General features: G+C 54.2%; 19 protein-coding genes. 9 read left to right on the forward strand and 10 right to left on the reverse strand.

What is annotated here, in order from left to right; all coding sequences use genetic code 11:
- Nucleotides 1-321: 321 nt before the first annotated feature.
- Genes AUC45_RS11215 through AUC45_RS11225 form a run of 3 tightly spaced genes read right to left on the reverse strand, consistent with a single transcriptional unit; the run spans nucleotide 322 to nucleotide 4,811 of the window.
- Entirely contained in the window at nucleotides 322-1,995 is a 1,674-nt protein-coding gene (locus AUC45_RS11215; protein ID WP_067602447.1) for an ATP-binding cassette domain-containing protein, read from the reverse strand.
- 30 nt (nucleotides 1,996-2,025) lie between these two features.
- Entirely contained in the window at nucleotides 2,026-3,057 is a 1,032-nt protein-coding gene (locus AUC45_RS11220; protein ID WP_067602450.1) for an ABC transporter substrate-binding protein, read from the reverse strand.
- A 2-nt stretch (nucleotides 3,058-3,059) separates the two neighbouring features.
- Nucleotides 3,060-4,811, reverse strand: coding sequence for a hypothetical protein (locus AUC45_RS11225; protein WP_156423830.1), 1,752 nt, complete (start codon nucleotides 4,809-4,811; stop codon nucleotides 3,060-3,062).
- Between the two features lie 520 nt (nucleotides 4,812-5,331).
- Between AUC45_RS11225 and AUC45_RS11235 the strand changes: the two genes are divergently transcribed.
- Both AUC45_RS11235 and AUC45_RS11240 read left to right on the forward strand, forming a co-directional pair.
- A complete protein-coding gene (locus tag AUC45_RS11235) occupies nucleotides 5,332-6,162 on the forward strand; it encodes a 2OG-Fe(II) oxygenase (RefSeq protein ID WP_067602459.1) in 831 nt (276 codons plus the stop codon).
- Between the two features lie 62 nt (nucleotides 6,163-6,224).
- On the forward strand, nucleotides 6,225-6,875 hold the full coding sequence (locus tag AUC45_RS11240) for a hypothetical protein (RefSeq protein ID WP_067602462.1): 651 nt from the start codon (nucleotides 6,225-6,227) through the stop codon (nucleotides 6,873-6,875).
- Nucleotides 6,876-7,264: 389 nt separating this feature from the next.
- Here the strand turns inward: AUC45_RS11240 and AUC45_RS11245 are convergent, their stop codons facing one another.
- The 3 genes from AUC45_RS11245 to AUC45_RS11255 all read right to left on the reverse strand — a co-directional run bounded on the left by AUC45_RS11245 (nucleotide 7,265) and on the right by AUC45_RS11255 (nucleotide 12,662).
- Nucleotides 7,265-8,878 (reverse strand): ferritin-like domain-containing protein, encoded by a 1,614-nt coding sequence (locus AUC45_RS11245; protein WP_067602465.1) that lies wholly within the window; start codon nucleotides 8,876-8,878, stop codon nucleotides 7,265-7,267.
- Nucleotides 8,875-11,601, reverse strand: a complete 2,727-nt coding sequence (locus AUC45_RS11250) for a xanthine dehydrogenase family protein molybdopterin-binding subunit (protein WP_067602468.1) — start codon at nucleotides 11,599-11,601, stop codon at nucleotides 8,875-8,877. The genes AUC45_RS11245 and AUC45_RS11250 overlap by 4 nt, the downstream gene beginning before the upstream one ends.
- 95 nt (nucleotides 11,602-11,696) lie before the next feature.
- Complete coding sequence (locus AUC45_RS11255; RefSeq protein ID WP_067602471.1) at nucleotides 11,697-12,662, reverse strand: deaminase; 966 nt, start codon at nucleotides 12,660-12,662, stop codon at nucleotides 11,697-11,699.
- A 639-nt stretch (nucleotides 12,663-13,301) separates the two neighbouring features.
- On the opposite strand from AUC45_RS11255, the gene AUC45_RS11260 reads away from it, so the two are divergent.
- Genes AUC45_RS11260 through virB11 form a run of 7 tightly spaced genes read left to right on the forward strand, consistent with a single transcriptional unit; the run spans nucleotide 13,302 to nucleotide 20,552 of the window.
- Nucleotides 13,302-13,535 (forward strand): type IV secretion system protein VirB3, encoded by a 234-nt coding sequence (locus tag AUC45_RS11260; protein WP_067602474.1) that lies wholly within the window; start codon nucleotides 13,302-13,304, stop codon nucleotides 13,533-13,535.
- Nucleotides 13,514-15,889: a VirB4 family type IV secretion system protein gene (locus tag AUC45_RS11265; RefSeq protein WP_067602476.1), complete on the forward strand. Its 2,376-nt coding sequence runs from the start codon at nucleotides 13,514-13,516 to the stop codon at nucleotides 15,887-15,889. Before AUC45_RS11260 ends, AUC45_RS11265 begins: the two co-directional genes overlap by 22 nt.
- Nucleotides 15,889-17,085, forward strand: coding sequence for a type IV secretion system protein (locus AUC45_RS11270; protein WP_067602479.1), 1,197 nt, complete (start codon nucleotides 15,889-15,891; stop codon nucleotides 17,083-17,085). Before AUC45_RS11265 ends, AUC45_RS11270 begins: the two co-directional genes overlap by 1 nt.
- The gene (locus AUC45_RS11275) at nucleotides 17,082-17,816 is read left to right on the forward strand and encodes a virB8 family protein (protein WP_067602482.1); all 735 of its coding nucleotides are present in this window, start codon (nucleotides 17,082-17,084) and stop codon (nucleotides 17,814-17,816) included. The genes AUC45_RS11270 and AUC45_RS11275 overlap by 4 nt, the downstream gene beginning before the upstream one ends.
- Complete coding sequence (locus tag AUC45_RS11280; protein WP_067602484.1) at nucleotides 17,813-18,514, forward strand: TrbG/VirB9 family P-type conjugative transfer protein; 702 nt, start codon at nucleotides 17,813-17,815, stop codon at nucleotides 18,512-18,514. The genes AUC45_RS11275 and AUC45_RS11280 overlap by 4 nt, the downstream gene beginning before the upstream one ends.
- Entirely contained in the window at nucleotides 18,511-19,578 is a 1,068-nt protein-coding gene (locus AUC45_RS11285; protein ID WP_067602487.1) for a TrbI/VirB10 family protein, read from the forward strand. Before AUC45_RS11280 ends, AUC45_RS11285 begins: the two co-directional genes overlap by 4 nt.
- Nucleotides 19,575-20,552, forward strand: a complete 978-nt coding sequence (gene virB11 / locus AUC45_RS11290) for a P-type DNA transfer ATPase VirB11 (RefSeq protein ID WP_067602490.1) — start codon at nucleotides 19,575-19,577, stop codon at nucleotides 20,550-20,552. Before AUC45_RS11285 ends, virB11 begins: the two co-directional genes overlap by 4 nt.
- Nucleotides 20,553-20,560: 8 nt before the next feature.
- Here the strand turns inward: virB11 and AUC45_RS11295 are convergent, their stop codons facing one another.
- The 4 genes from AUC45_RS11295 to AUC45_RS15770 form a co-directional block, all read right to left on the reverse strand.
- The gene (locus AUC45_RS11295) at nucleotides 20,561-21,178 is read right to left on the reverse strand and encodes a tetratricopeptide repeat protein (protein WP_067602493.1); all 618 of its coding nucleotides are present in this window, start codon (nucleotides 21,176-21,178) and stop codon (nucleotides 20,561-20,563) included.
- 47 nt (nucleotides 21,179-21,225) lie between these two features.
- Nucleotides 21,226-25,503: an RHS repeat domain-containing protein gene (locus AUC45_RS11300; protein ID WP_082701096.1), complete on the reverse strand. Its 4,278-nt coding sequence runs from the start codon at nucleotides 25,501-25,503 to the stop codon at nucleotides 21,226-21,228.
- A gap of 85 nt (nucleotides 25,504-25,588) precedes the next feature.
- Nucleotides 25,589-26,026 carry a hypothetical protein gene (locus tag AUC45_RS11305; RefSeq protein WP_067602500.1) on the reverse strand — a complete coding sequence of 146 codons (438 nt, stop codon included), beginning with the start codon at nucleotides 26,024-26,026 and terminating at the stop codon, nucleotides 25,589-25,591.
- Nucleotides 26,023-26,640, reverse strand: a complete 618-nt coding sequence (locus AUC45_RS15770) for a hypothetical protein (RefSeq protein ID WP_067602503.1) — start codon at nucleotides 26,638-26,640, stop codon at nucleotides 26,023-26,025. Before AUC45_RS15770 ends, AUC45_RS11305 begins: the two co-directional genes overlap by 4 nt.
- Nucleotides 26,641-26,646 lie beyond the last annotated feature (6 nt).

Here is a 26,646-nt window from a genome sequence, read left to right on the forward strand (position 1 = left end):
TTATCGTTAGCGTATCGTCACCTCACTGCCCATACCAACCTCGGAATGCCATATATGACCAGCTACTCCCAGGCGTTGCGGGGCCAGCAGGCCGAGCAAGACGGGCGGGCCTAGTGGTGCATGCCTTTGTGTGATTGTCGAGGAGTCTAATCCGTCTAATCGAATGTCCTCTTACGTCGCGATAGCAACTCAGACCGGACGGTCCGCAATCGGCCCAGTTCGAGCCTTCGCCTAACATCGATTATGAGGGTGAAAGCGGGCGACAGCGGGTTGCAGCTTGGGACGGAAAGCGTGCTTTGCCAAAGCGGATGAGGTTGGCGATCAATCCAGCTCAATCATCTCAAATATTGATCTTCGCATTTGGAAATACTCATCGCTGAATTCCCATCCGGCAGTGTCATGATCAGTATGAGACGGAAGTTCCAATATTCCATGCCGCGATCCGGAGAGCACCAATATCCGGTCAGCCAAGCGAAGCGCTTCATCTACATCGTGGGTTATCCAGAGAGTGGTGCGTCGACTACCGAACTTTATCGTATCAATGAAGAGGTCCTGTATCAGCCGCCTCTGAAATGCGTCTAGCGACGCGTTTGGCTCGTCACAGAACAGAAAGGCATGCGAGTTTAAGTAAGCGGTGGCTAGCGCCAGCCTTTGTCGTTGCCCTCCACTCAACTGGCTGCCCAGATTGTGCGCAACTGGCTCAAGACGAAATCTCTTGAGGGCAAATTGCACTCTAGCGACAATTTCATCAGTCGACTTGCCCTGATTGGCCAAAGCTAGATTTTGGCTAACCGTAAGCGTTCGAAAGACGGGGGCATCCTGCAGGACAAGACTGACTTGCTCTGGTGAAGCGTGGCTCTGCGTTCCGATCTTTATTTCGCCTCGGGTCCAGAGGCCTTCGGCTGGTATGCCAGCAGCGGCTTTAAGGAGGCTCGTTTTTCCGATCCCGCTCTGACCAAGAACGCAAATGATCTCACCGGGCTTCACGTCCAGCGACAGGTTGCTGACAATCAGTCGGTCGGCGTAACCTATGGCAAGGTCGGAGAAGCGGATTCCTGCTCCGTCATCCAGCTGTTCGGTTTGCGCAATTTCGGTTTCGGAGAATTGGTCGGTGTTCCCGGCGAAAGCATTGCGTGAACGACGTCTTGTCTCCCACCGCAGCGTATGATTCAACATATGCCAAAGAGTGACAAAGGCTCGTTCCCCGACAACACCGAGGATCGAAAACATAGCGATCGAAGACAGGAGTATGTCGTAGCGTGCACGATCATTGGCTTCGAAAATCCGGTATCCCAAGCCTTCGGTCCAAAAGGGTGCGTCACCGAAAACGGGTCGCTCCGTGGAACCTGTGAGTTCCGCCACGGCAACCACAATGAGAGCAATTAGAAGCGACGTTCTAAGTGCGATGAACAGGGATGACGAGATATGCGTAGAAATGACGATCCGAAGCCTTGCCATCGGGCCCAGCCCGAGGCTTTTAGCTCTCCAGATGTCCTCAGGCGGCACACTCAGCGCGCTCTGATGGGTTGCGAGCCAGCACACGAAGAACACGGCCCACGCGATGATCGACGTCTTCCCGATTTCGTCGAAACCGAAAATTACGATTGATACCGGGACGAGTGCAATAAACGGCACGGAACGGAGCATCGTGAGCGACGCCTCAAAAACGTATCGCAAGGCTCTCGACAGCCCGGTCAAAAGGCCGATAGCAATCCCGAGGGGCGCTCCTATTGACCATCCCAGCAACCAACGCGCCGACGTCACGGCGATATCGTGCTGCAATTCGCCGAGAACCCATTGCTCCCGGATCGATGACACAATGCCAATCAGGTTAGGAAAGCCGAATTTCGCTTCTAGAAAGGCGAATAATGCGCCCATCAGTAAGACCGTCGCACCGATCTTTATCGCGAGGGATCGTAGCTCCTGCCAGGCGATACGTTGCAAAGCAATGGCGACATTTCCGACTTTGTCCGTGTGGTCTTTCCTTCGCGTCATTTGCCTACAACGGTTCCCGCTTGTGGGGTATCAGTTGGACACTCGATCGGGTGCAATCTCCACCAACAGCGTCGAGTCAACGAACGGCGAATAGTCGTTTGGAGCAAAAGACGTCGGATTGGCAGCGCGGAGCCGATTGACCGTGACTTGAAGTTGGTCGCGAAGCTCGGTTTCCTGCAATTCAACCCGGAACGACGTGGTGCTGAAGAAATCTCCCAAGTCACCCGCTTCCAGCCCAAGCCATGTTTCGACAGATGCCTGAGCTTCCGCGCGGTTTTCTTCGATGTATCCCTCGGTTTCTATGAGCGCATTGAGAAGACCAACCAGTTGTTCGCGCGATCCCTCCAGCTTTTCGCGCGTGGTCACGACATTCATTCTGAGTGTGAAGATCGTAGGATCAACAAGGGCCAGCAATTCTCCGCGGTCTTCAGCAGTCCCGGCCTTGATCCCTTGATTGTAAATCCGGCGCGCCTGCTGGATGAAGGGATCCCAGAGTATGGCCGCATCGAGATCGCCGCGAACCAGTGCGGAGCGCAAATCGGTTGGTCTGGCATTGAGAGTTTCGAGGTCGTCCCTTGAAAGCCCAGCCCTCTCCAGCAGACCAAGCAGATAGGTCTCACCAATCGTATTGGCGACAAAACCAATCCGTTTGCCACGCAGTGTTGCCGGATCGTCAGTGATCCCGCTTTCCGCGAAAGTCACGAGTTGCACATGGCGGTCGCTGGTCAGCACGGTGGCGATGACTACCGGGTCACGTTGCGCGGCGATCATTGCAGCAACCGGCTCGATAGCAATATTGCCCGCTACGCCCGAGCGTTCCGAGGCGCTCGACAGCGAAGCAACGACGTCAGGACCTGCCTCCAGAGAAATAGGCTGAAGATCGATCCCGTTCTCGCTCGTGTATCCTTGATTGTACGCCAGGAAACTCATCGCGCTGAGCGCAATCTTGAACTCGGCATAGGGCAGCGTCGTGCGTTCGCTCGGCTTGTCCTCACATCCCGAAAGAAGGAGCGCAAGGATAGCCAGGAGCGTCAAGGTAATAGAGTTTTTCAGATCAGGCATTTTCACTTTCCTCTGACGGTCGAGCGCAAGCGATTCTCTAAATAATCGAGAAACTCGCCGTGATACTGGACTTCGAAATGGCACGCGGCAATGGCGCGTTTTGCACGGCGCTTGCGAAGTTCCATGTGAGCATACTCGCTAAGACAGTCCCCTGCGATCCTGAGGCCGCTGAAGAGGAACTGCGCGACTGCTAGGACGGTGTCGTTGTCAGGCTGATTCTTGGTCGTTTCTTCAAGCTCATTTGCCGCCTTGCGCATTGCCGACAAATAGTCGCTCAGCATCTCGAGCCCATTGTGCGTGGGAAGTGCGTCCAAGAACGTCTTGCGCGCATAAAGCTCCATCGTGACAGCAGGGAAGTAATCCGCCGTTGCCTCGGCGACGACGCGGCCGACGGCGCGCTGTATCGAGAAGGTGAAGTCATTGTTGGGATATCCGGCCGATGAATTCTGGCTGATAAAGCCGAAACGCTTAATTCCCAAATCCTCATTCTCGCTGGCCTTTTGCAGGATAAAGTGATCCCAGTCGCTACGCAGCATGGTCGAGAACGGCTCCCACACTGCGATCGTGATGCCAAATGAGGACCTGTCGCGCCCGCGAGTCCAAATGTAATCGAACAGCTTGTCGCGGACCCTTTCGTACTCGCCGATATTAAAGGCTTCGCGCTGGCCCAAAAAGCCACCAGGCAGATTGGTCGAAAGCGACAGCTTCACATCCTTAAACCGGTTCTGGAGCACGTCCTCGAGCGCTTCGATATGCTGGCGAGCAAAAGTACCATCCGGGCACAGGATCGGCGGAACACCTTCTGCGCCAGCATCCTTTTGCAAATCGCGCCACAATTCGTGATAATGCGATGTCCACCTCTCGAGATCGTTCGCCAAATCCTCAGCCCGAGCGTGCCCAAAAGACGGTTCTTTATGTGAGCTGCGATCTTCGAGATGTTCATCCATGCGCAGTCGCGTTTCGCCATTCAGGTCGTACTTGCGTGCGCATTTGACCGGATCGAGAAGAGTGACGAGCGCCAATCCACGTGTACTGTAGCACAGGCGCGCGACCGGTATGGCCAAGTTACCGTTGATGTCGGCTTCGAAGTCCCTGAAGATTCCCTCGTTGACGACTGCCATATCAATGTCGCCCTGCCTCCAGAGATTGCGCACCTGCGCGCCGGAACAGAACGCCGACCAGCCCATGGGATCATCATCGCAAGGCAGATAAGGTATGCCGCTGCCGTTTTCTGCTTGGGCAGCAGTTGGGGAGCTGTCGTGCTCCGCCTGTACCTTCTTGAGTAAGTTGGTCAGGTCGGGCGTCACAATCTTTAGCGGTTCGCTATCCCACCGACTCTTTGACCACAGCGTATCGGGTACTAAGCAGCGACCTTCTCTACCTCTGTAGCTAGCAACTGTAGCAACGTGTACAGGCACGCCTTTGGTCTTCTCAAGCGCGAGGATCGCGGGCATCGCAAACACGGTATGGACCGCAGCAACGCGGAAAGGGTCTTCATCGAACTGCGCCTTCAGGGCTTCCTCAATTTTAGCCAATGTGCCTGGATGCGGACGCTTCGAGCGACGATTGGCAATTCGCCACAAAGTCGAATGATCGACATCGTCCTCTTCGCCATGAGGGAACAGTAGCGTCTGAAAGGCACGCCACGTCTGCGCGCCGCTTCTTTCATAGGCTTTGCGCAGCCGTAGCACAGTCGGCTGCAAATCAACGCTGCCCTCGATTTCGTCTAACCCCAGGCGATGCATGCTAGCCAAAGTACGGTCCTCCAATAACCCCCGATACGAGAGGGGGTAACGCTGAATGCGGCTGCGATTCCAGTCATTTTCGCGAATCATTGCAAATTTTACCCGGAACTTTGATGCACTGTTGTTGGAAAAAGGTGAACGAAATTACCTGAACGGGAGGGAAACCAGCTATCAAATTCGATAGCGAGAAATACTTACTCATATTATTTTCACCGCTAAATCAACACTTTGAGATTATTCTTACCTTATTTGCAACAGAGTACGCAACAGCCAAAAATTTATAAGATTTACAAGGGGCTGCGAATCGGTAATGTCAGCCTACAGCGCAAAAAAGCTGCGGGAGGCGATTATCGAAAGATTTTTGCTGATCCAATCGCAACGACGTTGCAGCTGGCAAATCGACGAGGCCGCTGTTCCACGATGGGCCCCGTCGATCGTTACCACCGGGGACGAAGGCCACCGGCACATCGCATATATGTTGCAAATGTGACCGCCACAAGGCCTTCGTTCATAACACAGGACGAAGCAAATGACTTACGTAAAACTCCATTTCAACCAAGCGGAAGACCGCATCGCTGAGTATGCCGGCCTTGAGGCAGCCGACATTGCGGAGGCCACTGACGATCTGCGCAGCGGCCGCACGAACGGAGCGATCTTCCGCGGTGCAATCGATGAGGAAACACGCAAGTATGCGGTTTCCCAGCTCGATGCCTGCGCCGAGAAGGAGACATATCACGGTCTCGATACGCTCGGAAAGATCGGCGGAAACCTTTTTGAAGCCGGTCTCAATCCCTTCCTCTACGCGGACTACTTCCGCAAGGCGCAACATTGGCAGCAGCTCAGCCGCTCGATGTTTCCCGAGGGAAAGTATCCGATCGATCGAGTTCGCACTATGCTGGATGATGAGTGGGATAAGGGCTGCGGCCTTCTTCGCCTTGAGGATGGCATCGCCTTTAGCGGCCTGATGCGTTTCATAGACAACGGGGCAGGTCTCTTTCCTCATAATGATTGCATCGGGGCAGACCTGCCGAATTCGCTGTTGGCGACCAACGTGGACGTTCAGCTTGCGCTGAACGTGATGCTCCAACGTCCGGAGGCCGGTGGGGAGACGCGCATCTATCCCCGCATTTTCAGCCGTTCCGAGTACGACGCGAACCGTCTGCCGGTGCCCGACCACTACGGTGTGCGCACAGATGCACTGCCGGCACCGGTAACGATCCGTGCAGAAGAGGGCGATGCCTACCTCTTTAACGCCGCTCACATCCATGAGGTGATGCCGTGCTCGGGCGCCAAGACGCGCTACACTCTCAGCACCTTCATTGGTGTGCGCAAGGACGGGTCTCTGGCGCTCTTTTCCTGAAACCATGCGGGCCAGCCCTTTTGGGTCGGCCCGCCCCAATTTGAAAAAATAAGGATACTGACATGACACTCAAGAACTATCTGGCGAGCAACGACCTGATCGGCACGGCCAAGGTCACCGCAATCGTTGAATGCAACGGCAAGACCGTTGTGCGCCTCGACCAGACCTGGTTTCACGCGCAGGGTGGCGGACAGAAGGCCGATCGCGGCACTATCGCTGGCCAGGTCGTCCACCACGTCGCTCACGCGGAAGACGGGCAGGTCGACCACGTGGTCGATGCCGCTCCATTCGAGATCGGCGATGCCGTCGAACTCATCGTCGACGCAGATTGGAGGCAGGACGGCCGTCGCTGGCATTCTGCCGGTCATCTGATCGCAGACTGTGCAGAAGCGGTCTGCGCGCAAATCAAGGCGCGACAAGGCCACCACTGGCCGGGTGAAGCGCGCGTCGAATTCGATGGCGAGCCCGGCGACAAGGTTCGTTTCAATGAAGACCTCCAGGCGGCGATCGATCGGGCGATCGAAGAGGGCGTCGCGATGAACATCGTAGGCGACCCGTTTGCCAATCGGGCGCTCCAGATCGGCGAGAATCTACCGGTTTGCTGCGGCGGGACCCACGTGGCCTCTGCTCGTGAGTTGAAGGGTTTGACAATCACGAAAGCAAAAACCAAGCGCGGTAACTTGCGCGTCAGTTATGGGTTCGGTAGAGGCTGAGCCGATTGCCCGTGCTCACAAAGGCCTAGCGCCCATCACCGGGCGCTAGGCCTTACCATTTTGCTGCTTGTTTGTGGGCCTGAGCACTCATTCAAATGGCCGTCATGATGGAAGTCCGCGGTTGGTTCGCCTGCTCTTCACTGAAGCTCTGCCGTCATGGATTGGGTCGTAAACGGACAGTCAGCTTTCCGGTTTCTGTGGGCTAAGAACAGACATTCCGCAAACGGCCCAGTTCGGGACTTCTGGGATCGACGATTTCTAAAGTTCTCCAAAGGTGAAGTAAAACCTCTTAAACTGCGTTCCGAAGCGCCCGGATCTCCCCTGAAATGGCGAACGTTCCAGGAAAGAAAAGAAATCTTAGCCATACATCTTGCTCCAAGCTTGGGGATCTAGTGCGTGTCGGCTTTGTCTAGCATCGCCAACAACTCCTGCCGCGACTCTTGCGACGACATCAGATAGGCCGATGGCAGCAAGTGTTTATATTCGCGTTCTTTTTCCTGTATCTTGTCTAGTACGGATAGGATGTAATCCAACTGCTGAACATCGCTTGCGCCCGCTTCAAAATCCAAGGAGGACTTATCCAGCGGCGGCATGACGCCAAACCTTTCGGGCAAGTACCAACACAATTGCAGCAATGGCCCGGCCATATGGCGGCGCGCTAGTGCATGGTATTGGCAGTTCTTGCGATAGCTCAGTTCGAGCACGCTCATCGTGAGCCAGTAGTGAAAATTTGTAAGCTTCGCGATTTCGAGTGCGGGGCCTTCTGGGAGACTGTGCGCCTGCCCCTGCCACATGGTTCTGTGTGGATATATGTTAGATGGATACCGCCTGTCCCGAGGATTGCTCCAGACATCCGACAATCCATAGAAAGCCGGGTGCTCTCCTCTGTAGACCGAGAGAAAGAACTCGAAGTGATCAACCTCGCCATCCTCTTGAACAATTTCAAGTTGAGTATCCCAGTAATTAAAGTCGTCCCAGCCCGTTGCGTCCCCGTATTCATTCAGCTCCTTGCGAATTTCAGCGTAGAAACTGCCAACATCGTTCACCCGCTTTCTGCACTGTGCCGCAGCGTGGAGCTCTTCGAAAAGGACGGGGTCGCTTTGCTCTAGGTTCTTGGGTGCTTCGGCCAAACAATATTTTGCCAAGGAGGCGTGCGACAAAGGTTCAAGGCGAAACTCGAACGGATAAATTTTGGGTTCGTAGGGAAAGTCCTGTCGGACAAGATTTGGGGTGGACCCCAAGGCTACGAGCAGCCGATTGACGGTGTCCAAGTGCAACATCTCTTCAATCGCAACGCCAAGAAGAGAATGCGGCTGGCCAGGCGTTCGATGCCCCAGTCCAGCCAGACTGGAGTAGCGTGGTTGCTTGATCGAAAAGGCGGCGTAGAGATATTGCAGCATGAGCGAATTCTCGATCTCTGCTGCTTCATGAAGATAGCGAATGAGCTTCCATTTATTGGATGATGCGGCGGGTTTCTCGCGCGGCTTCTTCTCAACCTTTTTGATCGCCGCGGCTGCGCTATCGACGTAGCGTTGGTAGCCCGTGCACCGGCAAAGATGGGATTCCAACGCGTGTTTCGTGGCTTCGTCAACTGGCGTGTCAGTTCCCAGCCCATTCTCTCGATTTTGGTAAAGACAATAGGCCTCCATCAAGAAACCTGGCGTACAATACCCACACTGAAATGTCTCATCCTCGACAAATGAGGTCTGCAAAGGGTGAAGTTCTTTTCCTTCTGCCAAACCTTCTACTGTCTTGATCGACCATTTGTGGCAGGTCTCTAGTGAAGTTGAGCAGGCCGGGATGGCGTGCCAGACTCCATCGTTGTCTTGCATCGCTACCGTACAGGCTTTGCACATGCCCCCGCCACAACCGAACTTGGTGCCTGTGAGGCTAAGCTCCTCGTGCAGATAGTCAATCAAGCGCCAATGAGCGGGTAGTTCAGTCTTGCTCTTGCGGGGCTGGCCATTGGTGACAAGCTTGAAGGGGATCCGTTTCGTTGTCATCCTTTTGCCTCCTGTGCCTGGTTTTTTAAGTCTTCGCGCAGCTCTTCAGGCATTCTCTGGAGGACTTCGTTGGGAGTTATTGGCCAGTGAGTGAACCGCCTCTCATCCGCTTCAGACACATCGCTGTAGATCGCGTCGATAACTGCATTGGCGATGGCTGGCGCGATCGGCGAGATTGAGACTTCTGAGATACCTTTATAGAGTTCTTTGGGCAGATCAATTTTCGGCTTGATGTTAAGAGTGTTGTTGATCTTGCTGAGCACCGGTTGACCCTTCTTTGGATCCACAAACTGGGTCTCAATGCCCTGGTTTGGCATATGCCGAAGGCGCGGCATGGCATAACGATCAAAGTTGATTTGCCGTTGACCGCCTAGCGGCCCGGCCGGGTACTTCTCAAACAAGGTGTGGCCTAAGCCTTGTGCAATTCCTCCCTCGATCTGAGCCTTGATCCGCTTATCGCTCAGTCTCGACCCTGCATCGAGGATTATCGTGACCCGTTCGATATCAACAACGCCGTGATAATCGACCACGGTGTCGACTAGGCACGCAGCGCTGGCGAAAAGCGAACGGTACGGTTGATCTTCTTTTGCAAGGTGCTTTCTATTTGTAGGATCGAAAGCGTTCATGACATCTACAAAATGGGTGGCGCCCCATCGACTTGAGAAAACCAGCCTTGCGAGCCATCTGGGTTCGCTCTTACCATCGACTTGGAATTCACCATAAGCCCAGGTGTTCTTGAACTTGGCGAGGCCAAAAATACCAGCTCTTGCTGAGCCCAATACCTTCTTGGCAATTTCTTCATAAGGTGCGCTACCGATGCCCTCGTAGTGAATCTCCCGGTCAGCCGGGTCGAAGGCTATTTTCTCCACTTCGACGTCTACGCCTGGCTTGTTCAACTCTTTGAGAAGCTCGGGACCCCACACGTACTTCATCCAGACATCGTAAATCTGGCGAAAGACGTGTACACTCCCGAAGGTACCCTTGGCCGCCGCGTTTGTGTCGACACCTGACTTGAGAATGCTTGCCAAGTGATGGCCTTGGCCGGTTTGGACCGTAACCGGCACGCTGCCAAACACCCCTTGGATCAAGCTTTCTAGACCATCAACGGTGCCTTGGCCCATGCGCACCGGAAAGCCGACAACCTCGATCTCAAGAGCTTCATTGAGCCTGAGACCAAGTGCCGGAGTATCGCGCGAAGTCCCATAGGCTTCCATTGCAAACGCCATTCCGGTGCCAAACCGTTTTCCGGCATTGTCTGGATGCTTGTTGAAGTCCGCCTTTCGCTTGTCCCGGCTTTTCCAATGCACGCTCTGGGAAGCAGCATCGAGCACCTCTGCGTTCATAAGGGGCTGGCGATGTGGTTTGCCATCGATATCTGGATCATTCGTCTTGATCGCGATTTGCTTGCGATAGGCGACCGGGTCTTTTCCAAGTTTCGCGGCAAGGCGATCAATCTGCTGCTCGATATTGAACAGTGCTTGCGGAATGCCGAAGCCACGCATGCTGCCTGATAATACGCCAGAATTCTTGAGAGCTGCCGCACGTCCAGTCTGTTTCTTGGTCCGATAAGCTCCCAAAGTCGAATGGCGCGATAGTTTGGCAACTGAACCCGAGAGGTTTTGGACTGATCCTCCATCGACCAAGACGTTGGATTCGAACGCATCAATCTCGCCTTTCTTGTTGTAAGACAACCGCGTTTCAACCCGGCTAGGATGCCGCTTGATACCAGCTACAAATTGTTCGAGACGATCATATTCCAGGCGTACCGGGAGGCCTTTTCCCGCAAGCGCAGCGAGGGCGGCATAATATCCAAACTGAGATGCTGATCGCCCTCCGAATCCGCCGCCCAAGCGGCAGGGCAGCAAATTGAACTCGCAATTCTCAATGGTGTTTCGCTTAGTGAAGGACACGATCTCTTGTGAGTGCGATTGGGTTGGGATAATCAACTCCACCAGTCGCACGCCTTTCACTTTTGATGGCTGCACGCGTCCGAGAGCAGAGTCAGGTTCGAGGTGGCCTGTGTCGACAGCGCTAGTACGAGTCGTGAGTTGCAAAACGTGTTTTGACTTATCCAGTTGCTCGGATACCGTTCCATTGTATTGTTTTGCACTGCTAACTGCGTACTTCTTAGTGGGTTTTCCGTTCGACCCTTTTCCCCAATACCAATGGATCCAGTTGCCCCAAGTGGACGCGTCCGGCTCCCAAGATCGCGGCACAAAGATCGAAGCAGCCTCATCAAGAAATTCGCCTGACTCAAAACTCTGGTTAAGTTTTGCCGAACTATCTGAGTACTCAATAGCGTCGGCGAGGGCTTGCTTCTCGCGCTGGGCATCAAGAAACTTTTCACGATCCTCGAACACAAGGAGACAAACTGGCTGACCCACAAACTTGGTTGGGTTGCCCATTGTAACAAGGTAGTCGTCAGCCGGATCCTTGAACCTAGCTAAGGGTTCGTCGGCCAACAGATCATAGAATTCGCAGAAGTCGTCCTCCCCCTTGGGGCGCTTTACGACGCAGCGGATCGCACCAAGATCTTGAAGCCTAGACACATCAATCCGCAGGACTGCATGATCGAACAGCGTGGCACGCAGATAAAACGCGCTGAGGGTAGTGTTTCCCCAGTTCGCTTCGCCATAAACCGCGAGATCGCCAATATCTTTCGCTCTTAGGTCACGTGCAAAAATCTTCTTTCCCGTTACCACATCTCGATGCGATTCTCGCATATAAACCCCCAAAATTCAGGCAGAAAATCTTAGGACAAAGGCCAACTGGTATCAATTGGTCTAGCGCCATATGACCCCAATCCAATGCAAGACCCCTAACGATGAGGAGTGCCGCGACTTCCCTTTTTCTTTGCGTATTCCACGAACTCACGTGCTTCCCTCAAGGCGCATTTGTTCGAAATAGGGCCATCCGTTTTGCCTTCCTTGGCGGGGCGGTATTTCGGGACTTCGAGCTCCATGTCGCGAAACGCCTGAGCAGCCCGTGAGAATGGCGCCAGCGCCGCCTCGGTGCAGAGGAAAGACGTGATACTTGACGTCCTTAACTCCTCGCCCTCTTCGTCGATGAAGAAGGGTTGCGCCGTGTGCCTTTCCTCCACAAAGCCTCTAAATGCCGTGTCAAGATCGTTGGTGAGGTTCATGCCAATCTTCGTGGCTGAAACCGGCTCAGGAGCCACAATGTAATCGGGGTTATCTTTTCGAGCTGTCAGTGTGTGGAACAAGTCGCCGACATGATACATCCCGGGATCAGTTTGGAGATAAACTACTCGTTTCACCCGACCTAGCATCATAATGCCAGTGCACTGCGTACATGACTCGAGGCTAGTGTAGACTGTAACACGCGACAAAGCGTTGCTGTACTTGTCAGCCGGATTGTCTGCCGACGCAACATTCCATGAATCTTGCAGCTGAGTTAGTGAGAAGACCCGCTTGATCAAGCGCGCCTCAGCGTGTTCGACACTCGAGTCAAAAATCTGATTGTGATTGAAATCAAAATCGATGATGTATCCATCGTGATCAACAGCCAGCGCAGCGATGTTATGACCACGGTACTCATCTTCTAGATGCGGGCAGTTATCATCCCATTGCGATCTACGAGGATTGAGTGGATACTCGCCTTTGACGCCGTATTTTGTGCCGCACCAATAGTTTTCGATGATCTCTGCCAATGCGCCACTGTATATTCGGTGCCGCTCCTTTTCGCCTCTGCTCAACTTCGAATGGCTGGGCTTGATGAGATCCTCTAATGGTCTCTTTAAGAACTCTTCTATCGGCTCTTCCAATTATGCCCCTCCGAATCAATATTCCTACTCGGACAATATTCGAAAAACTTGATGATGGAAACTCTCTCGACAATTGGACTCAGTAGTCTTAGCTCACCATTCCAAATTAGCTGGGCGTGTTCATCAGTGTGACCAGAATTAGTCGCGATTGGGTCAGATGAGCAAGATCTGCTTTCATCCGGGACTCGCCGAATAGCGGACAGTCCGCTTTCGGCCCCTTTGAGCCATGACCCTTGATTATCCTACATAGATTTTCGGAGGTTCGGTTGCGGGTGACTTTGTGAGCCTGATGCCCGATAATATTGGGCGATGGAGGATAAGCTCTTTGACCTGACGCTTCGACAGAATCCTCATCACGATGTCTCCTAATTGAAGAGCATCGCGATGCTCGAGGTTTACGACATTCCCCGAGGACCTGTTAGCCTACCGACTTTATTTTGACTTACAAGCCCAAGTAATCATGGCGCGAATGATCGTATTCTTGCTGTGCCGATATCAGACAGTTTTGCATTGCATTCAGCAGCGTTACTGCCAGTATCAATTGTTCAATGCCCATGATTCGAACTTGGGCGCTTGGGGGCACTTTTGGAAAACGAACTGCGCAGGGATACATTGTTCGTCGCATTGACGCGTCCCCAAATGTTTGCAGGCGTTACTTACACTTTCTTCGTGATCAATGCGGTCATCGCAGTTGAGCTATTTCTAATCTTCCGCGCGTGGTGGGTCTTGCTGGTAGCCTTAGCCATCCACGGGATCGGTATGCTGGCCTGCCTTCGCGAGCCGCGCATCTTTGATCTTTGGATCAAACGGGTCCGCAATTGTCCGCGCATCAAGAATTACGCGATCTGGAAATGCAATTCCTACCGGCCCTAACGCGTGATCCCAAGATAGTGGCCAAGGAGGTTCCGGCAGGGGCGCATCTGCCCTATGCGCGGCATATCGATGATGTGACGATAGAAACGCGCGATGGCTTGCTCTTGCAGACCATCCGATTGGGCGGACTGCTTTTCGAGACGGCCGATAGTGACGAGCTCAACTACCGCCTGGGCCTGCGCGATGCGATGCTGCGGACGCTCGGAAGCTCGCGTTTCGCAATCTACCATCATGTGGTCCGTCGGCGCGCAGAGGCATCGCTGGAGCCCGTGCAGTCTGATGACTTCTCTGCCCGGCTCGACGAAGAGTGGCAGGCAAAACTCTCGGACAAGCAACTATTCGTAAATGAACTCTTCCTCACGATTGTAAGGCGTCCGCTCCAGGGCCGGATCGGAATTGCTGACCGCATGCGCGGATGGTTTGCCAAGAGCGCCAAGCGAAATGCTGGATTGATCGCCGCAGAGAAACACGCTCTTGATCGGGCGCGCGATGCAATGATGGCGTCTTTGAGTGCGTATGACCCGCACCTTTTGAGTGTCTACAACACCGAGGATGGCCCGCGCTCGGAACCGCTTGAATTCCTATCCTGCTTATTCAACGCAGACATGCGTCCGGTTGCGTTGCCTCATGGCGATCTTGGGCACTTTGTTCCATCGCGTCGGATCAGCTTTGGCCAGGACGCGGTGGAACTGGCTCCGACAGGTCAATTGCCGCGCCGGTTTGTGGCGCTGGTGTCGATCAAGGATTATCCAAGCGCGACATTCCCCGGCATGTTTGATGAGCTTTACCGACTGCCTTTCGAGCTGCATGTCAGCCAGAGCTTTGCCTGTGTGGAACGCGGCAAAGCTCTGGGCGATATGAACCTGGCGCTGCGCCGCATGCGGTCTGCTGAAGATGAAGCTTTGTCGCTTCGTGACGAGCTTACCTACGCCAAGGACGAGGTGGCGGCAGGGCGCGCGGGATTTGGCGAGCATCACACCACGATTGCGGTCCATGCTGAGGACTTACAACAGCTCGATGACCAGGTCGCCGAAGTGATCGCGTTGCTTGCTGATCTTGGTATCAACGCGGTACGCGAAGATATCGCGCTGGAGCCTACCTATTGGGCGCAATTCCCGGCAAACTTTCGCTACATTGGAAGGCGGGGCCTTGTCTCGACCACCAATTTTGCAGGGCTTGCAAGCCTGCACAACTTTCCAACAGGGCGAGCCAAAGGCAATCATTGGGGCGATGCAGTCACTTTGTTTGAGACAACGGCGGCCGGCCCATACTTCTTCAATTTCCACCAGCAGGATCTCGGCAATTTCACGGTCATCGGCCCCTCAGGATCGGGCAAGACTGTCGTGCTCAATTTCCTGCTAGCACAAGCTCAGCGGTTTAAGCCGCGCACGATTTTCTTCGATAAGGATCGAGGCGCAGAACTCTTTATCCGCGCCATTGGCGGGCAATATGATCGATTGAAGCCGGGCACGCCTTCGGGTCTCAACCCACTGCAACTGGATGAGACGCCTGAAAATACGCAATTTCTGATCGAATGGCTGACGCTTCTAGCCGGCGGAGCCTCGAGCGAAGAGCTTGATCACATTCGCGACGCGGTTGAGACCAATTACTTGCAGCCGATTGAGCGTCGCCGCTTGCGCCATCTCGTCGAGCTTTTCCGGGGTGGCGCGCGGCCTGAGCCCGGCGATTTGGCATCTCGTCTAAGACCCTGGTGGGGCGAAGGAGAACGGGCCTGGTTGTTCGACAATCCAAAAGATCAAACCGATCTCTCGGCTCAGACGGTCGGATTTGATATGACCGCGATCCTTGATGATCCAGCGGCGCGCACGCCTGCCATGTTCTATTTCTTCCATCGGGTGGAGCAGCGTCTTGATGGCAGCCCCTCGATCATCACCATCGATGAGGGCTGGAAGGCTTTGGATGATGAGGTCTTTGTCCGCCGGATCAAGGATTGGGAAAAGACGATCCGCAAGCGAAACGGCATTGTGGGCTTTGCAACCCAAAGCGCGGCCGATGCGCTTGAAAGCAAGATTGCAAGCGCAATCATCGAGCAGGCGGCAACACAGATCTTTATGATCAACCCCAAAGCGCGCGCAGAAGACTACATCAATGGCTTTGGACTGAGCCGCCATGAGTTTGATTTGGTGCGCACGCTCCCGGACACCTCGCGCTGCTTTTTGATCAAACATGGGCGCGACAGTGTGGTCGCTCGTCTAGATTTATCAGGCGAGCAAGACTTGCTGACGATCTTGTCAGGCCGCGAGAGCACTGTTCGTCTGTTCGATCAACTGGTCGATAAAACCGGGCCTGATCCTGCGAATTGGCTTCATTTGCTGCTTGAGAAGGCAGCCTGATGGCGTGCCCGACAATCATCACTGGCGAAGAGTTCCTGAAGCGGACCCTCGCGCATATTGATTGCCAGGCCCAGGTGATAGGGAGTTATGGCTATCTTGCGCTGGGCGAGCCGGGCTCCTTGGCGGCAACATTGGTTACGGGTCTGCTGACGCTCTTTATTGCGTTCTTTGGTGTTCGGCTGCTCTTTGGCCCGGCACCGGGCGCGCGCGATCTCGTCTTTGATGTCCTCAAAATCGGGATTGTGCTGACGCTCGCCTTCTCATGGCCCGCCTTTAGAACAGTGATCTATGATGTGACCCTTAAAGGCCCGGCTGAGATTGCCTCCGTGATTGAAGAAAGCAGCGGCAACGGTAGCGCGACTGGCTTTGCCGATCGCCTGCAGCAAGCGGATAATGATATCGTTCGCCTCACTGAGCTTGGCGCGGGGCGCAACACCGGCGCGCTCATCGATAGCGATGCGCCGGGTGGCTCGTTTAAGGGAACAGCACTTGAAGACGACTCCGCCTATGGCACAGCACGTCTGTTCTACTTATCGAGTGTGATCGGAGTCTTGGCTGTGCTTCGCATTGCCGCCGGTGTCTTGCTTGCCGTCACCCCGGTTGTTGCAGGACTCTATTTCTTCACGCAATCGCGCGGGATTTTTGCTGGATGGCTGCGCGGGCTAGCTTTAACCGTCGCCGGGTCGATTGGCGCGACCATCACACTAAGCGTACAACTCGCTATTATCGAGCCATGGCTGGCGGACGCTTTGCGGGTGCGAGCTCTCGGCTATGCGACGCCATCGGCGCCCACTGAGCTGTTTGCTATCACGCTAGCCTTTGCAATCGTCCAGATCCTGATGCTTTGGCTGCTTGCCAAGGTTGTGTTCAATCGCGGATGGCTCACCTTGCCAGATTTCCCGAAGTGGCCCGAGCCAAGCACGCTTGGTCAACCGATGCTTGCAGGCGCGAATGCTCGCCAACCTGAGATTCAGGTTCTGCGCGCTGAGCGCATGAGCAATACGATCGAAAGCTCGATCCGCCGAGAACGCTCGATTGGCAGTGAGAGGCTTGTTGGCACCACCATGACGAGCACATCTGAGACGGGTTTTCCAGGCGCTGGAAGCAGCTTTGATGCGCCCAGACTGGGATCATCGTATCGAAGAACGGCAACGCGCACTTCGCGCTCTCACCAAAGGCGGGACAAAAAGTCATGAACGCACAGCCTGATCACGATCTGTCTGATCTGCCTGTTGCTGATAGTTGGGCGACCAGTGTCACTGATGATCTGGAGCGCTCCGCCAAACGCGCCTGGATCGTTGCGATTATCGCTGGCCTGATTGCGCTCCTCGAAGCCATTGCGCTCGTTTATCTCGTCCCGCTCAAAACGGTTGAGCTCCACACGCTTCTGGTTGATCGCCAGACTGGCAATGTCGAAGCGTTAAGCCCGCTCGACACGCAATTAGTGGCGCCTGATGCGGCGCTCACGCGTTCGTTCCTGGTTCAATATGTCATCGCGCGAGAGAGCTTTAGCGCGGATGGCGTGCAAGTGGATTATCGTAAAGTCTCGCTCTGGTCTGATCAAACCACACGCCAAGCCTATCAGCGCGCAATGGATGCGACCAACCCCTCCAGCCCCTTGAGCTATTTGCCCAACCGCGCGGTTCTCAAAACTGAGATTAAAAGCGTTTCAAGCCTCTCTGAGGGTCGCGCCATGGTTCGCTTTACCACCACACGTATTGATCCCGGTGCTAGCCCGCAGCCATCCCAGCATTGGGTTGCGGTTGTTGGCTATGGGTTCTCAGTTGCAGAGATGAGCGAAGCGGATCGCTATGTGAACCCGCTGGGGTTCCAAGTGATTAGCTATCGCCGGGATTCAGAGACGCTCCCCGAAGAGGGAATAGTGAATGGCATTGCGCAGCCAGACGCAGGGGAGGCTGCTCAATGAGAGCGCTAGTCTTTGCCATAGCCCCCTTACTTTTCGCCACGCCACTTGCCGCCCAGGTCTATCCTTCGCCGAGCGCGCAAAGTCCGCGCATTCAGGAAGTCACGTGGCAGAAAGGTCAATCATATTTGCTGACTGTTTTACCAGAAAGCCATTTGACAGTCCTTTTAGAGCCTGGCGAAGTGATCCGGCGAGCGGTCATCAATGATGGGCAAAGCTGGGAAGTCGCCGTCTCAGCCGACCAGGACAGTTTGACCGTCAAACCCGATGCTACAGCTCTACCCACTCAACTGCTCGTTGAAACCGGTGTTCGCGAATATCGCTTTGACCTCGAGATCGCACAGAGCTTGCTAGCGGCATATCTCGTTCGCTTTGTGCCGGAGCAAACCTTCGAAGCCTCCAATCCAGCCATAGCACCGCCGATTGATCGCCCGACCTATTCCTACAGGCTGCGCGGCGACAAGTCTGTACGACCCGCAAGCATCACCGATAACGGCGAGAAGACCATCATCGAATATGCTGAAGGCCAGTCTCTTCCAGCCGTGTTCGCCATTGGTCCAACCGGCGATGAAGAAGTGGTCGATGGCTATATGCGCGATGGTCGGTTTGTGATCGACCGGGTCCATCAGGAACTTGTATTCCGCATAGATAAAGAGAAAGCGCGGGCCAAACGCAATAAAGAGCAGGATCAAAGCTCATGAACGAAGCGGCAAATGCTGAGCCTGCACCGAATGATGCCAGCTTCAATGATATACGCCCGATTGTGCCTACTGGATCGTCGAGCAATTGGGGGCTGTATGGGTTTTTAGCGCTTCTGTTGATTGGCGGGATGGTGCTGTTCAACGCGCTCAACGCTTCGCGCGAGGCGGCCCAAGTCCCTTCCGCAATTGCGCCGGAAGGCGATGGTCGCTTGGCTATCACTTCGCCTGCGCCTTTGCGGGTGCCTGATCGGTTTGCAGGACGAGAGGCAATTGAGCCCGTGCGGGATGACGCGACGCCCGCAAGCCAGCAAGATGCTCGGTCTATTCCAACGCCAGCCCCACCTGCGCTTGTTCAGCAAGTATCGCCCCAACCGTCTTTTCCGCCAGCACCTGCCCCAAATCCCGCCATCGAGCCCGCGCCTAGACCGGAGGTTGTCTTTGAGCGCCGCAAGCCGCCGCAGGTTGCGCCACGTGCCGAGGAAGACCCCAGAAATCGCAATCGAGTTAAGGCAGATCGTTTCCTCAATCCTGCCCGCACCATTCCTCAAGGGACAGTCATCCCAGCCGTGCTTGAGACCGCCATTGATTCTACGCGTCCCGGCGGAGTGCGTGCGCTCGTTCAGCGCGACGTCTTGGGGTTCGACGGATCGCGCGTTCTGATCCCACGTGGCAGTCGCCTCTATGGAGAGTATGCCGAAGGCCTTCAGCAAGGTCAGAACCGCGCGCTTGTTCAATGGACCCGGTTGATCCGTCCGGACGGTGTGACGGTAGCGCTGGATTCTCCGTCATCTGATCCGTTGGGGCGTGCCGGTATCCGTGGGAAGGTGGATAGCAAGTTCCTTCAACGCTTTGGCGGAGCGCTTCTTCAGTCAGTGCTCGATCTCGGCGTGGGACTTGCCATCAATGAAGCAACCGACGGCGTGATTGTTGCGCTTCCTGGTAGCACTCAAAATGTTCAGGTTACCGACCAGCAAAGCATCCAGCCGACGCTGAAGGTCAAGCACGGCACCAGCGTCTCCGTGTTTGTTGCGCGCGATTTGGACTTCTCGAGCGTTGAGCCATGAGCACTACCGAAGCCGGATACTACCTCGATAGCTTTCTGGCTCCGCTTAGTGCCGTTCTCACACGAGAGGACGTAACCGATATCTGGATCAATCGCCCTGGTGAGATCTGGATTGAGAGTCTCGGCGGAGGGATTGAGCGGATTGCGGAGCCCTGCCTCGACACCAAGCTTCTCGAGCGGCTTGCCAAACAAATTGCGGCGTTCTCCTCGCAAGGGATCAGCCGGGCCCAGCCATTGCTAGCGGCCACACTTCCCGATGGATCACGTGTTCAGGTGGCAGCGCCGCCTGCGACAAGGGATGGCTATGCGTTTGCCATTCGGCGGCATGTCTCGGCGGATTTGTCGCTATCCGATTGGGAAGATGCTGGTGCATTCGACGTGATGGATAGCGCAGACGTCGAAATCGATTCTGAGCGGCGGTTTAGAAGCGTCATGGGTCGAGAGGCTGCGACCGTCCTTCGCCAGGCGGTGCGCGAGCGGCGCAACATTTTGGTCTCGGGCGGAACTTCGACTGGGAAGACTACCTTCTTGAACTCGCTCCTTGCTGAGATACCTTCTGAAGAGCGCCTCATCCTAATTGAGGATACAGCCGAGCTGCAGTTGAAGCATAACAACGCTGTTGGGCTGATCGCGGCTCGGGGCGACCTGTCAGAGGCACAAGTGTCTGCCGAAGACTTGCTTATAGCTGCGCTGCGCATGAGACCTGATCGGATTATCCTTGGTGAGTTGCGTGGGACCGAGGCGTTTACGTTTCTGCGAGCGGTCAACACGGGTCATCCTGGATCTATGACAACCGTACACGCGGATACGCCTGCTCGTGCGATTGAACAGCTAGCTTTGCTGGTTCTTCAAGCAGGATCAAAGCTGAGCCGTGAGGATGTGCGGCACTATGTGCGCAGCAGTGTCGATGTGTTTGTGCAGGTGGTGCGTCGCGCTGGCTGGCGACGAGTAGAACGCATCATGGCTTCATGTTGAATTTTAAATCAACGGCGTAAAAGGTCAGTAGAAGGGTACTTTAAAAACAAAAAGATCATCGGGACAAACAAAGCAATAGTCTCGAAGATACCAACCAATCGCATTGACATTCCGAATTCGCCTTTTCTTTTCAATTGCGCCAAGCGAATTCTCGCATACATATGCCCCTTTTCAGCCGCGAGTTGCAGGTATGAGTATGCAGATTCTCTGTTGCTAATTTTTCCTACTCCGGGCCATTGGATCCTAGCTAATCTGTACATTGCTGGGGAATATCCCAGATCAGCCAAGTGTATGTATTCCTTCTCTGCCTGCGCAACATCATCATCCAGCTCAAGTTGCTGCGCAAGCCGAAAGCGGCCTTCTACTGAGCCTCTATCTGCGGCTTTCCTAAGCAAAGCGATCGCGTCCGGCACATTTTGCTCCATCCCGTGATCGCCATGGATCAAAATGTCTGCAAGACAAATCATCGCTAAAGTTGAGCCATGGTCCGCTTTCCCTCTTAACACTTTAAGTGAATTGCTTGGATCATTCGGCAAGTCAGAAAGCACATGCCAAATCTCTAGTCTATCTTCAGCGCTATCCCATTCATATCTAAGTGCTTCGCCGATACTATCCAGCTCTTCCATGAATTAATGCCTCATGAGAAAATTGAATTTAGCAGTCCTTGCTCGAGTTATCGAGCAGGTGCTGGATTTATCACGCCTACCCCATAACCGACAATTAAGACTGGTGCTGCAAACCTTAGCGCAGCCGCGCCCACAATTCGACCACCTTGAAGGGCCATCTGTTTGCCTGTCTCAGCTATGATGCGATTGGCCAGCTTCTTGTCTGGGAGTGGGGTGGTTCTAGGCAATACAACCTTCGGCACGCGACTTGGACTACGAGGCTGACGTTGCTGTGCTTGTGTAGTTCTTTGCTTTCTTTTGGTTTCCTTCGGTGGCTCTTCTTGCTGTTGAGAGTCCACGGGTAAGTCATCATTTAATGGCGGTTCAAAGTCTGGCTCTATCGTCGTCCCACACGAAGCAAGAATAGCGCAAACTGCCTTCTTCCATAAATCTTTTGCTGAGACACCGTTCCGTGCGCCGGGAGAAGAGTCTTTTGACAGATTTCCTGAACCCAAGGACCCTCGACCGGGTAAGGCACCTGTCGATGATCCCGCGAAAGACCCCGTGATACCGGGATTCACATTTCCTCCGAACTTGCAACCCCCCGTTTCTGTATTTACAATCCGAGAGCCAGTGCAAGTGCCAGTGGGATCAATCCCGTTGATCGGATCCTGCCCAACATAACCGTATAGATTGACGTTGTCCTCATACCCAATCGGATCGGTTTGCATAAACCTGCCGAGCTTTGGCGCGTAAATGCGAGCTTTGTAATAATACATTCCCAGCTCTGGCAGCCAGACTTGGCCGGTGTATTGGAAACGGCCCTCGTTGGTCGCACTTGGCTGACCGTATTCGTCATAGGTATTGATGACGCGGTTGTTGTTGAACCGGTCCGAGCTGTAGACGATCGAGCCACGGGCATCGGTTTGCAGATGCCGAGCAACATTTCGGTCCGTCGACGAGCCTACGTTGTAATAGCTAATCAACGGGTCATCGACGCCTTGAGCAGGGCCATGAATATGGCGTTCAATAATCGAGCCACTGGCATTGAACACAGCAACAAGTGCATCGCCATCATGAAGGTAAGACTTGGTGCCCTGACTCACGCCATTGATGTAGTTGGTGGATTTCGCAAGTCTGCCGAGGGGATCGTATTCCAAAGCCGCTTTGAGCTGTCCTGAGTAGGATATCGAAGCGCAATTCGAGTTCGCCTTGGCGCGCATCTCGACAAGCCGGTTCTCAACATCATAGAGATAGACATAATCGCTATCCATGGTGAGATTGCCATTGGCATCGTAGCAATAGGCTTGCCCCGAAACGCTTGTGTACTGATTCAGCCCGTTAGTAGCATAACTCCTATTGAGTGTCTGGAAACCATCCCAACTGAAATCATCGTTTGTTTGCGTCTCGGACTTGATCTGCGAACCTGCATTCCGCGTGAATGACCATGTGACATCATAGTCCGTTCCTGGGCCATTAATCGTCGTCGATGCCATGCGACCGATGCCATCGTAGGTCCACGACTGATCCGGAGTGCCGGAGTCTCGCCATGCATTTGAGAGCTGGCCAAACGTGCTGTAATTGTAGTTGAGCAGCGTTACATTAGCTGGATCACGTAGCGTGTTGAACTGCCCGCCAGATGTGAAGTCATATCTAAACAGCGCCTCCTGCGGTGTACCGATAGGAAAACCAATACGCTCCCGGTTGCCCACTTCATCAAGCCAGTAGTTGATCTGACGATAAACACCGTCTGTGTTGGTTATTGCCGTTGTCACTCTGCCATAGCGATCGAGAGTGTAAGACTCTCCGAGCCCGTTGATGTTTAGAAACCGCACTCGATTGGTCAGCCCGCGGATGTCGTATCTGTAGTACACATCGCGCGTGTGAACTGAGGCAAGCCCCGCACGCGCTGGAACAATCTTGCGCGTCATTTGGTTCAGATTGTCATATTGGTAGTTGATTACCGACCCGTCGCGCTTGCGCAGCGAAGTACGGTTGCCATTCACATCATAGGTGTATTGCTCATAGTCGTTGGGGTTGGGGGTGTTGAGTGCATTGGGATCGGGAAAGTACCAATACTTTTGACGGTCAAACCCATCGTACGCCATCTTTGCTCGATAGCCTCGAGCGTCGGTGAAGTTCTGCAGCTGTCCATTTGGAGTGAACGTGTAGGTTGCATAATCACGCTGAAGCGAAGTGCCGATGCCCTGCTCAATGCGGACAACTCGGCCCTCGGTGTCGTAGTGATTGCGAGTAATGCGATCAGGTCCGTCGCTCGATGCGGGCAGGATCGGGCTACACGCGTCAACAGATTGAATAGCGGCACTCATCCGAGTGGCGGTGCAGTTCAGCCTGTTTAGTTGATCATAATTGTATTGGGAAACTTCAAAAACAGTGCCGCTGACTGATCGACTTATCGTGCGCTTGGGCAGGCGTCGACTGTTGTACTGAGTTTCGACTTCGCTTTGTTGTGTTAATGTCGGGATAGTGGGCGAAGTCGCGTTTGTTGATCCAGGGACCACGCCGCTCTGAACTTTGACGACCTGATCGTCTGATTGTCGGTAGAACATTCGAGAGGCAGGCCTCGTCCCGTTCTCATTCTTGGGTCCGATCTCCCAAGTCTTTCTGCCAACACTGTCATAGCGATAATACATCGCATCATCGCTGCCTGGCAGCGGCCCATCGACTGCGATGGTTCGGCCAGCGTCGTCGTAAGAGTAGCTCGTGGTCAGCGGAGCGTTGCCCACCCCGTCGGTAATGCTTTCTGTAGCTGGGAGAGTGGTCGAACCCCAATAGGTTCGGCTTGTGACGAACGAGTTTGCGGTGCCACAAGTAAGCTCTGCTCCAGCGCTATTCGCTGCGCAAACCTCTTCAGAGATCAGCCTGCGAAAAGCGTCATAGGTGTATTTGGTCTTGCGGCGCTGGTTGTTAGCGTCGATCGGCTCAAGCTTGGTGCGGAGCAAGCCTTCATAGGTGCCATCCCATGTGTAATCGGTCTGTTTGCCTTTTGCGTCTCGAGTCCAAGTAGGCTTGAAGCAGTTTGCGCCGAAACACGGTAAGAAGCCTTGTCCGCCAGGATAGTTGGCTGTCTCCACAATGTCCTGAAGCCCGGAATTCGGTTTTGCCTTTATGCGCTTCTCGATGATGTTGCCGATCGCATCATAGTCAACTTGAACCGAATTGCCCTCAGGGTAGACAATTTTTCGCAGCTTCCCAAAGACATCGTGAATGTATTCAGTTTCGTCACCAGTGCTATTGGTGATCCTTCTGACTGAAGGAACCACCTGAGAGCCAAGCGCCGGATGGAGAATGTCCGCGCTCCAAGTCGCGCCTTGTGGGCCCGTTGCAGTGATCTTGCTAAACTTTGGTGCAGTGGCGGTCTGATTCAGAGTTAAGTTTTGGTATGAGTAGTTCCATGTCACGCCCTGATTTGTGATCTGGGCTACTGGCGCAAGCCAGGCGGTTGGTTGTGGAGACTTTGTAGCGGTGTACTCTGGCGCTGTCTCACCAGGTAGAGTGAGCGAGGTTGAAGAAACCAAAGGCATAGCATCCAAATGTGCATTGCACGTACCACACTCCCAGGTTCTTCCCGCAATATCTGTGATCGTGTTGCCGCTGTAAGTATGCTGCGCCAAAGGTGTTGTCGAAGAACTCCCTTTGTAGATACCAGCACTGGCCAGTGTACGCCAAGTCGTCGTGTTTCCAGTATTAGATTCATATGTGAAGCGAATCTCGTAGCCTCGATTGGTGACCACTTTCAGGGGGCGATGGTATTTGATTACAACCCCGCCACCTTGGTTTTGCGTGTAGGTTTCGTATGTGAAGGTGTGCCGCTCGCCATCGGCATACTGCACATAGGACGCGAAAAACATGAGATACAGTGGTCGTCCAGGTATATCCTGCCAAACCATTTGCTGATCAAATAGAACCTGCTTGCCTGTACCGCCTTCGATGAAATTGAATGTCCTCGAGCCAAGCCCTGCGACGAGGGTTGACCCATCTTGGTTATATGACTCGCATTCGCCATCCAAGCATTTGAGAAGACCAGAAGTTAGGCCTCCACCGTTAACATTATAAGTCGCATATTGGCCTGAGGGCACATTCCCTCGAACGTGCGGAATAAGATCGTTTATCCGGCTAAATTGGAGTCGCCCCGCGCCAGGAACCGTTAGCGGAGGCGCCCTATTTGGCACTTGCCCTGTAATGAGGTCGACACCATTTGGATCAGGTTCAATCTTTAGGGGCTGTATCTGCTGCGCGGCTACAGGAGATGCTGAGACAAGGACAGCTCCAAGTAAACAAACTGAAAATGCGATCCCAAGAATGCTTTTCAAATTTTCCAGCATCTTATGCCCCTGAAACTTCGTGTATTTTTCGCTGTGGACCGCGGTCACTATGAAGGACTGAGCCACTGTTATTGGTGAGACGTGACTATGGTCGACGCTTCTTGCCCCGATTCCATTGGCCGGAAACCGCCTCAGCCAATCCGCAAAGTACCTGGGCGCGAACGCCGTAGGCGGCTGCAAATTGCTTTTGGATGTCCTCAAGGGGCAGCGATGCCAGATCACATACTGAATCGCGCCAGGCCTCGAACTCTTTCTCGTTCGCGAACGCGTCCGAACATCGAATCACTTTGAACCGCTTGGCTTGCAGCGCAGAGCGATTGCCTTGGGGCAAAACAATAAGAAGCGGGTCTTCGCTTTTGCGATCGGAAGTCATGCAGACTGGCTTCCCCGACTTCCCCTGAGCCTTCACGAGGCTTAATTCACCAAGACCGATATTGATCGACGCAATGATCAGACTTGCCATTGCTACGGTGCTGCTGATGCATCGCTTTGAAGGTGATGCAGCTAGGTTCTTTTGGTTCATTGCAGTGGCCCTCCACCGCCACAAATGCTCGTAGAAACAGAGAGCAATCCGGTCGCTGAGGCACCAAGGGAGTCCTGCACGGTGTAGGTAAAAGTCGAAGAGTCCCCGTCTGGCCCCAAAACCACATCAACCGACGAAGAAGAGACGACATTCGCAACTGCCGAGCCGCTGTTCCGGATGATCGAAACCAATGCCAGAGGGTAGTTGCCCTCTGGATCAGAATCGTTCGCTGTCAGATTGACGATGATTGCATTTCCGCACTGACCAGATCCAAAATCCGTGGTCGTATTAGGTGGATTGTTGCCTGGTGGCGGCGGAGGCGGAGGCGGCGGAGGCGGCGGAGGGGGAGGAGGTGGCGGAGAACCCCCACCTTGCGTGCATTCAGTCGCCCCAGCGCTTGTGTTCGCCACATACTGCGTCCGATTGTCAGCCTCGTCATAACAAATCGATTGAGTTTCGCCGTTGTTTTGACTGCCCGTGCCAGTCGTCACCACTTTCACCAAGCGGCCGAGAGCATCGTAAGAATAGGTCTCCGTACTGGACTGCGCATTGGCGACGTTATTGCTCGCCAATGCAGCCAACGAAGAGCCAATCAGAAAGGCTGATAAGCGCATCGAGAA

Source organism: Erythrobacter sp. YT30, from assembly GCF_001542875.1.
Lineage (GTDB): Bacteria > Pseudomonadota > Alphaproteobacteria > Sphingomonadales > Sphingomonadaceae > Erythrobacter.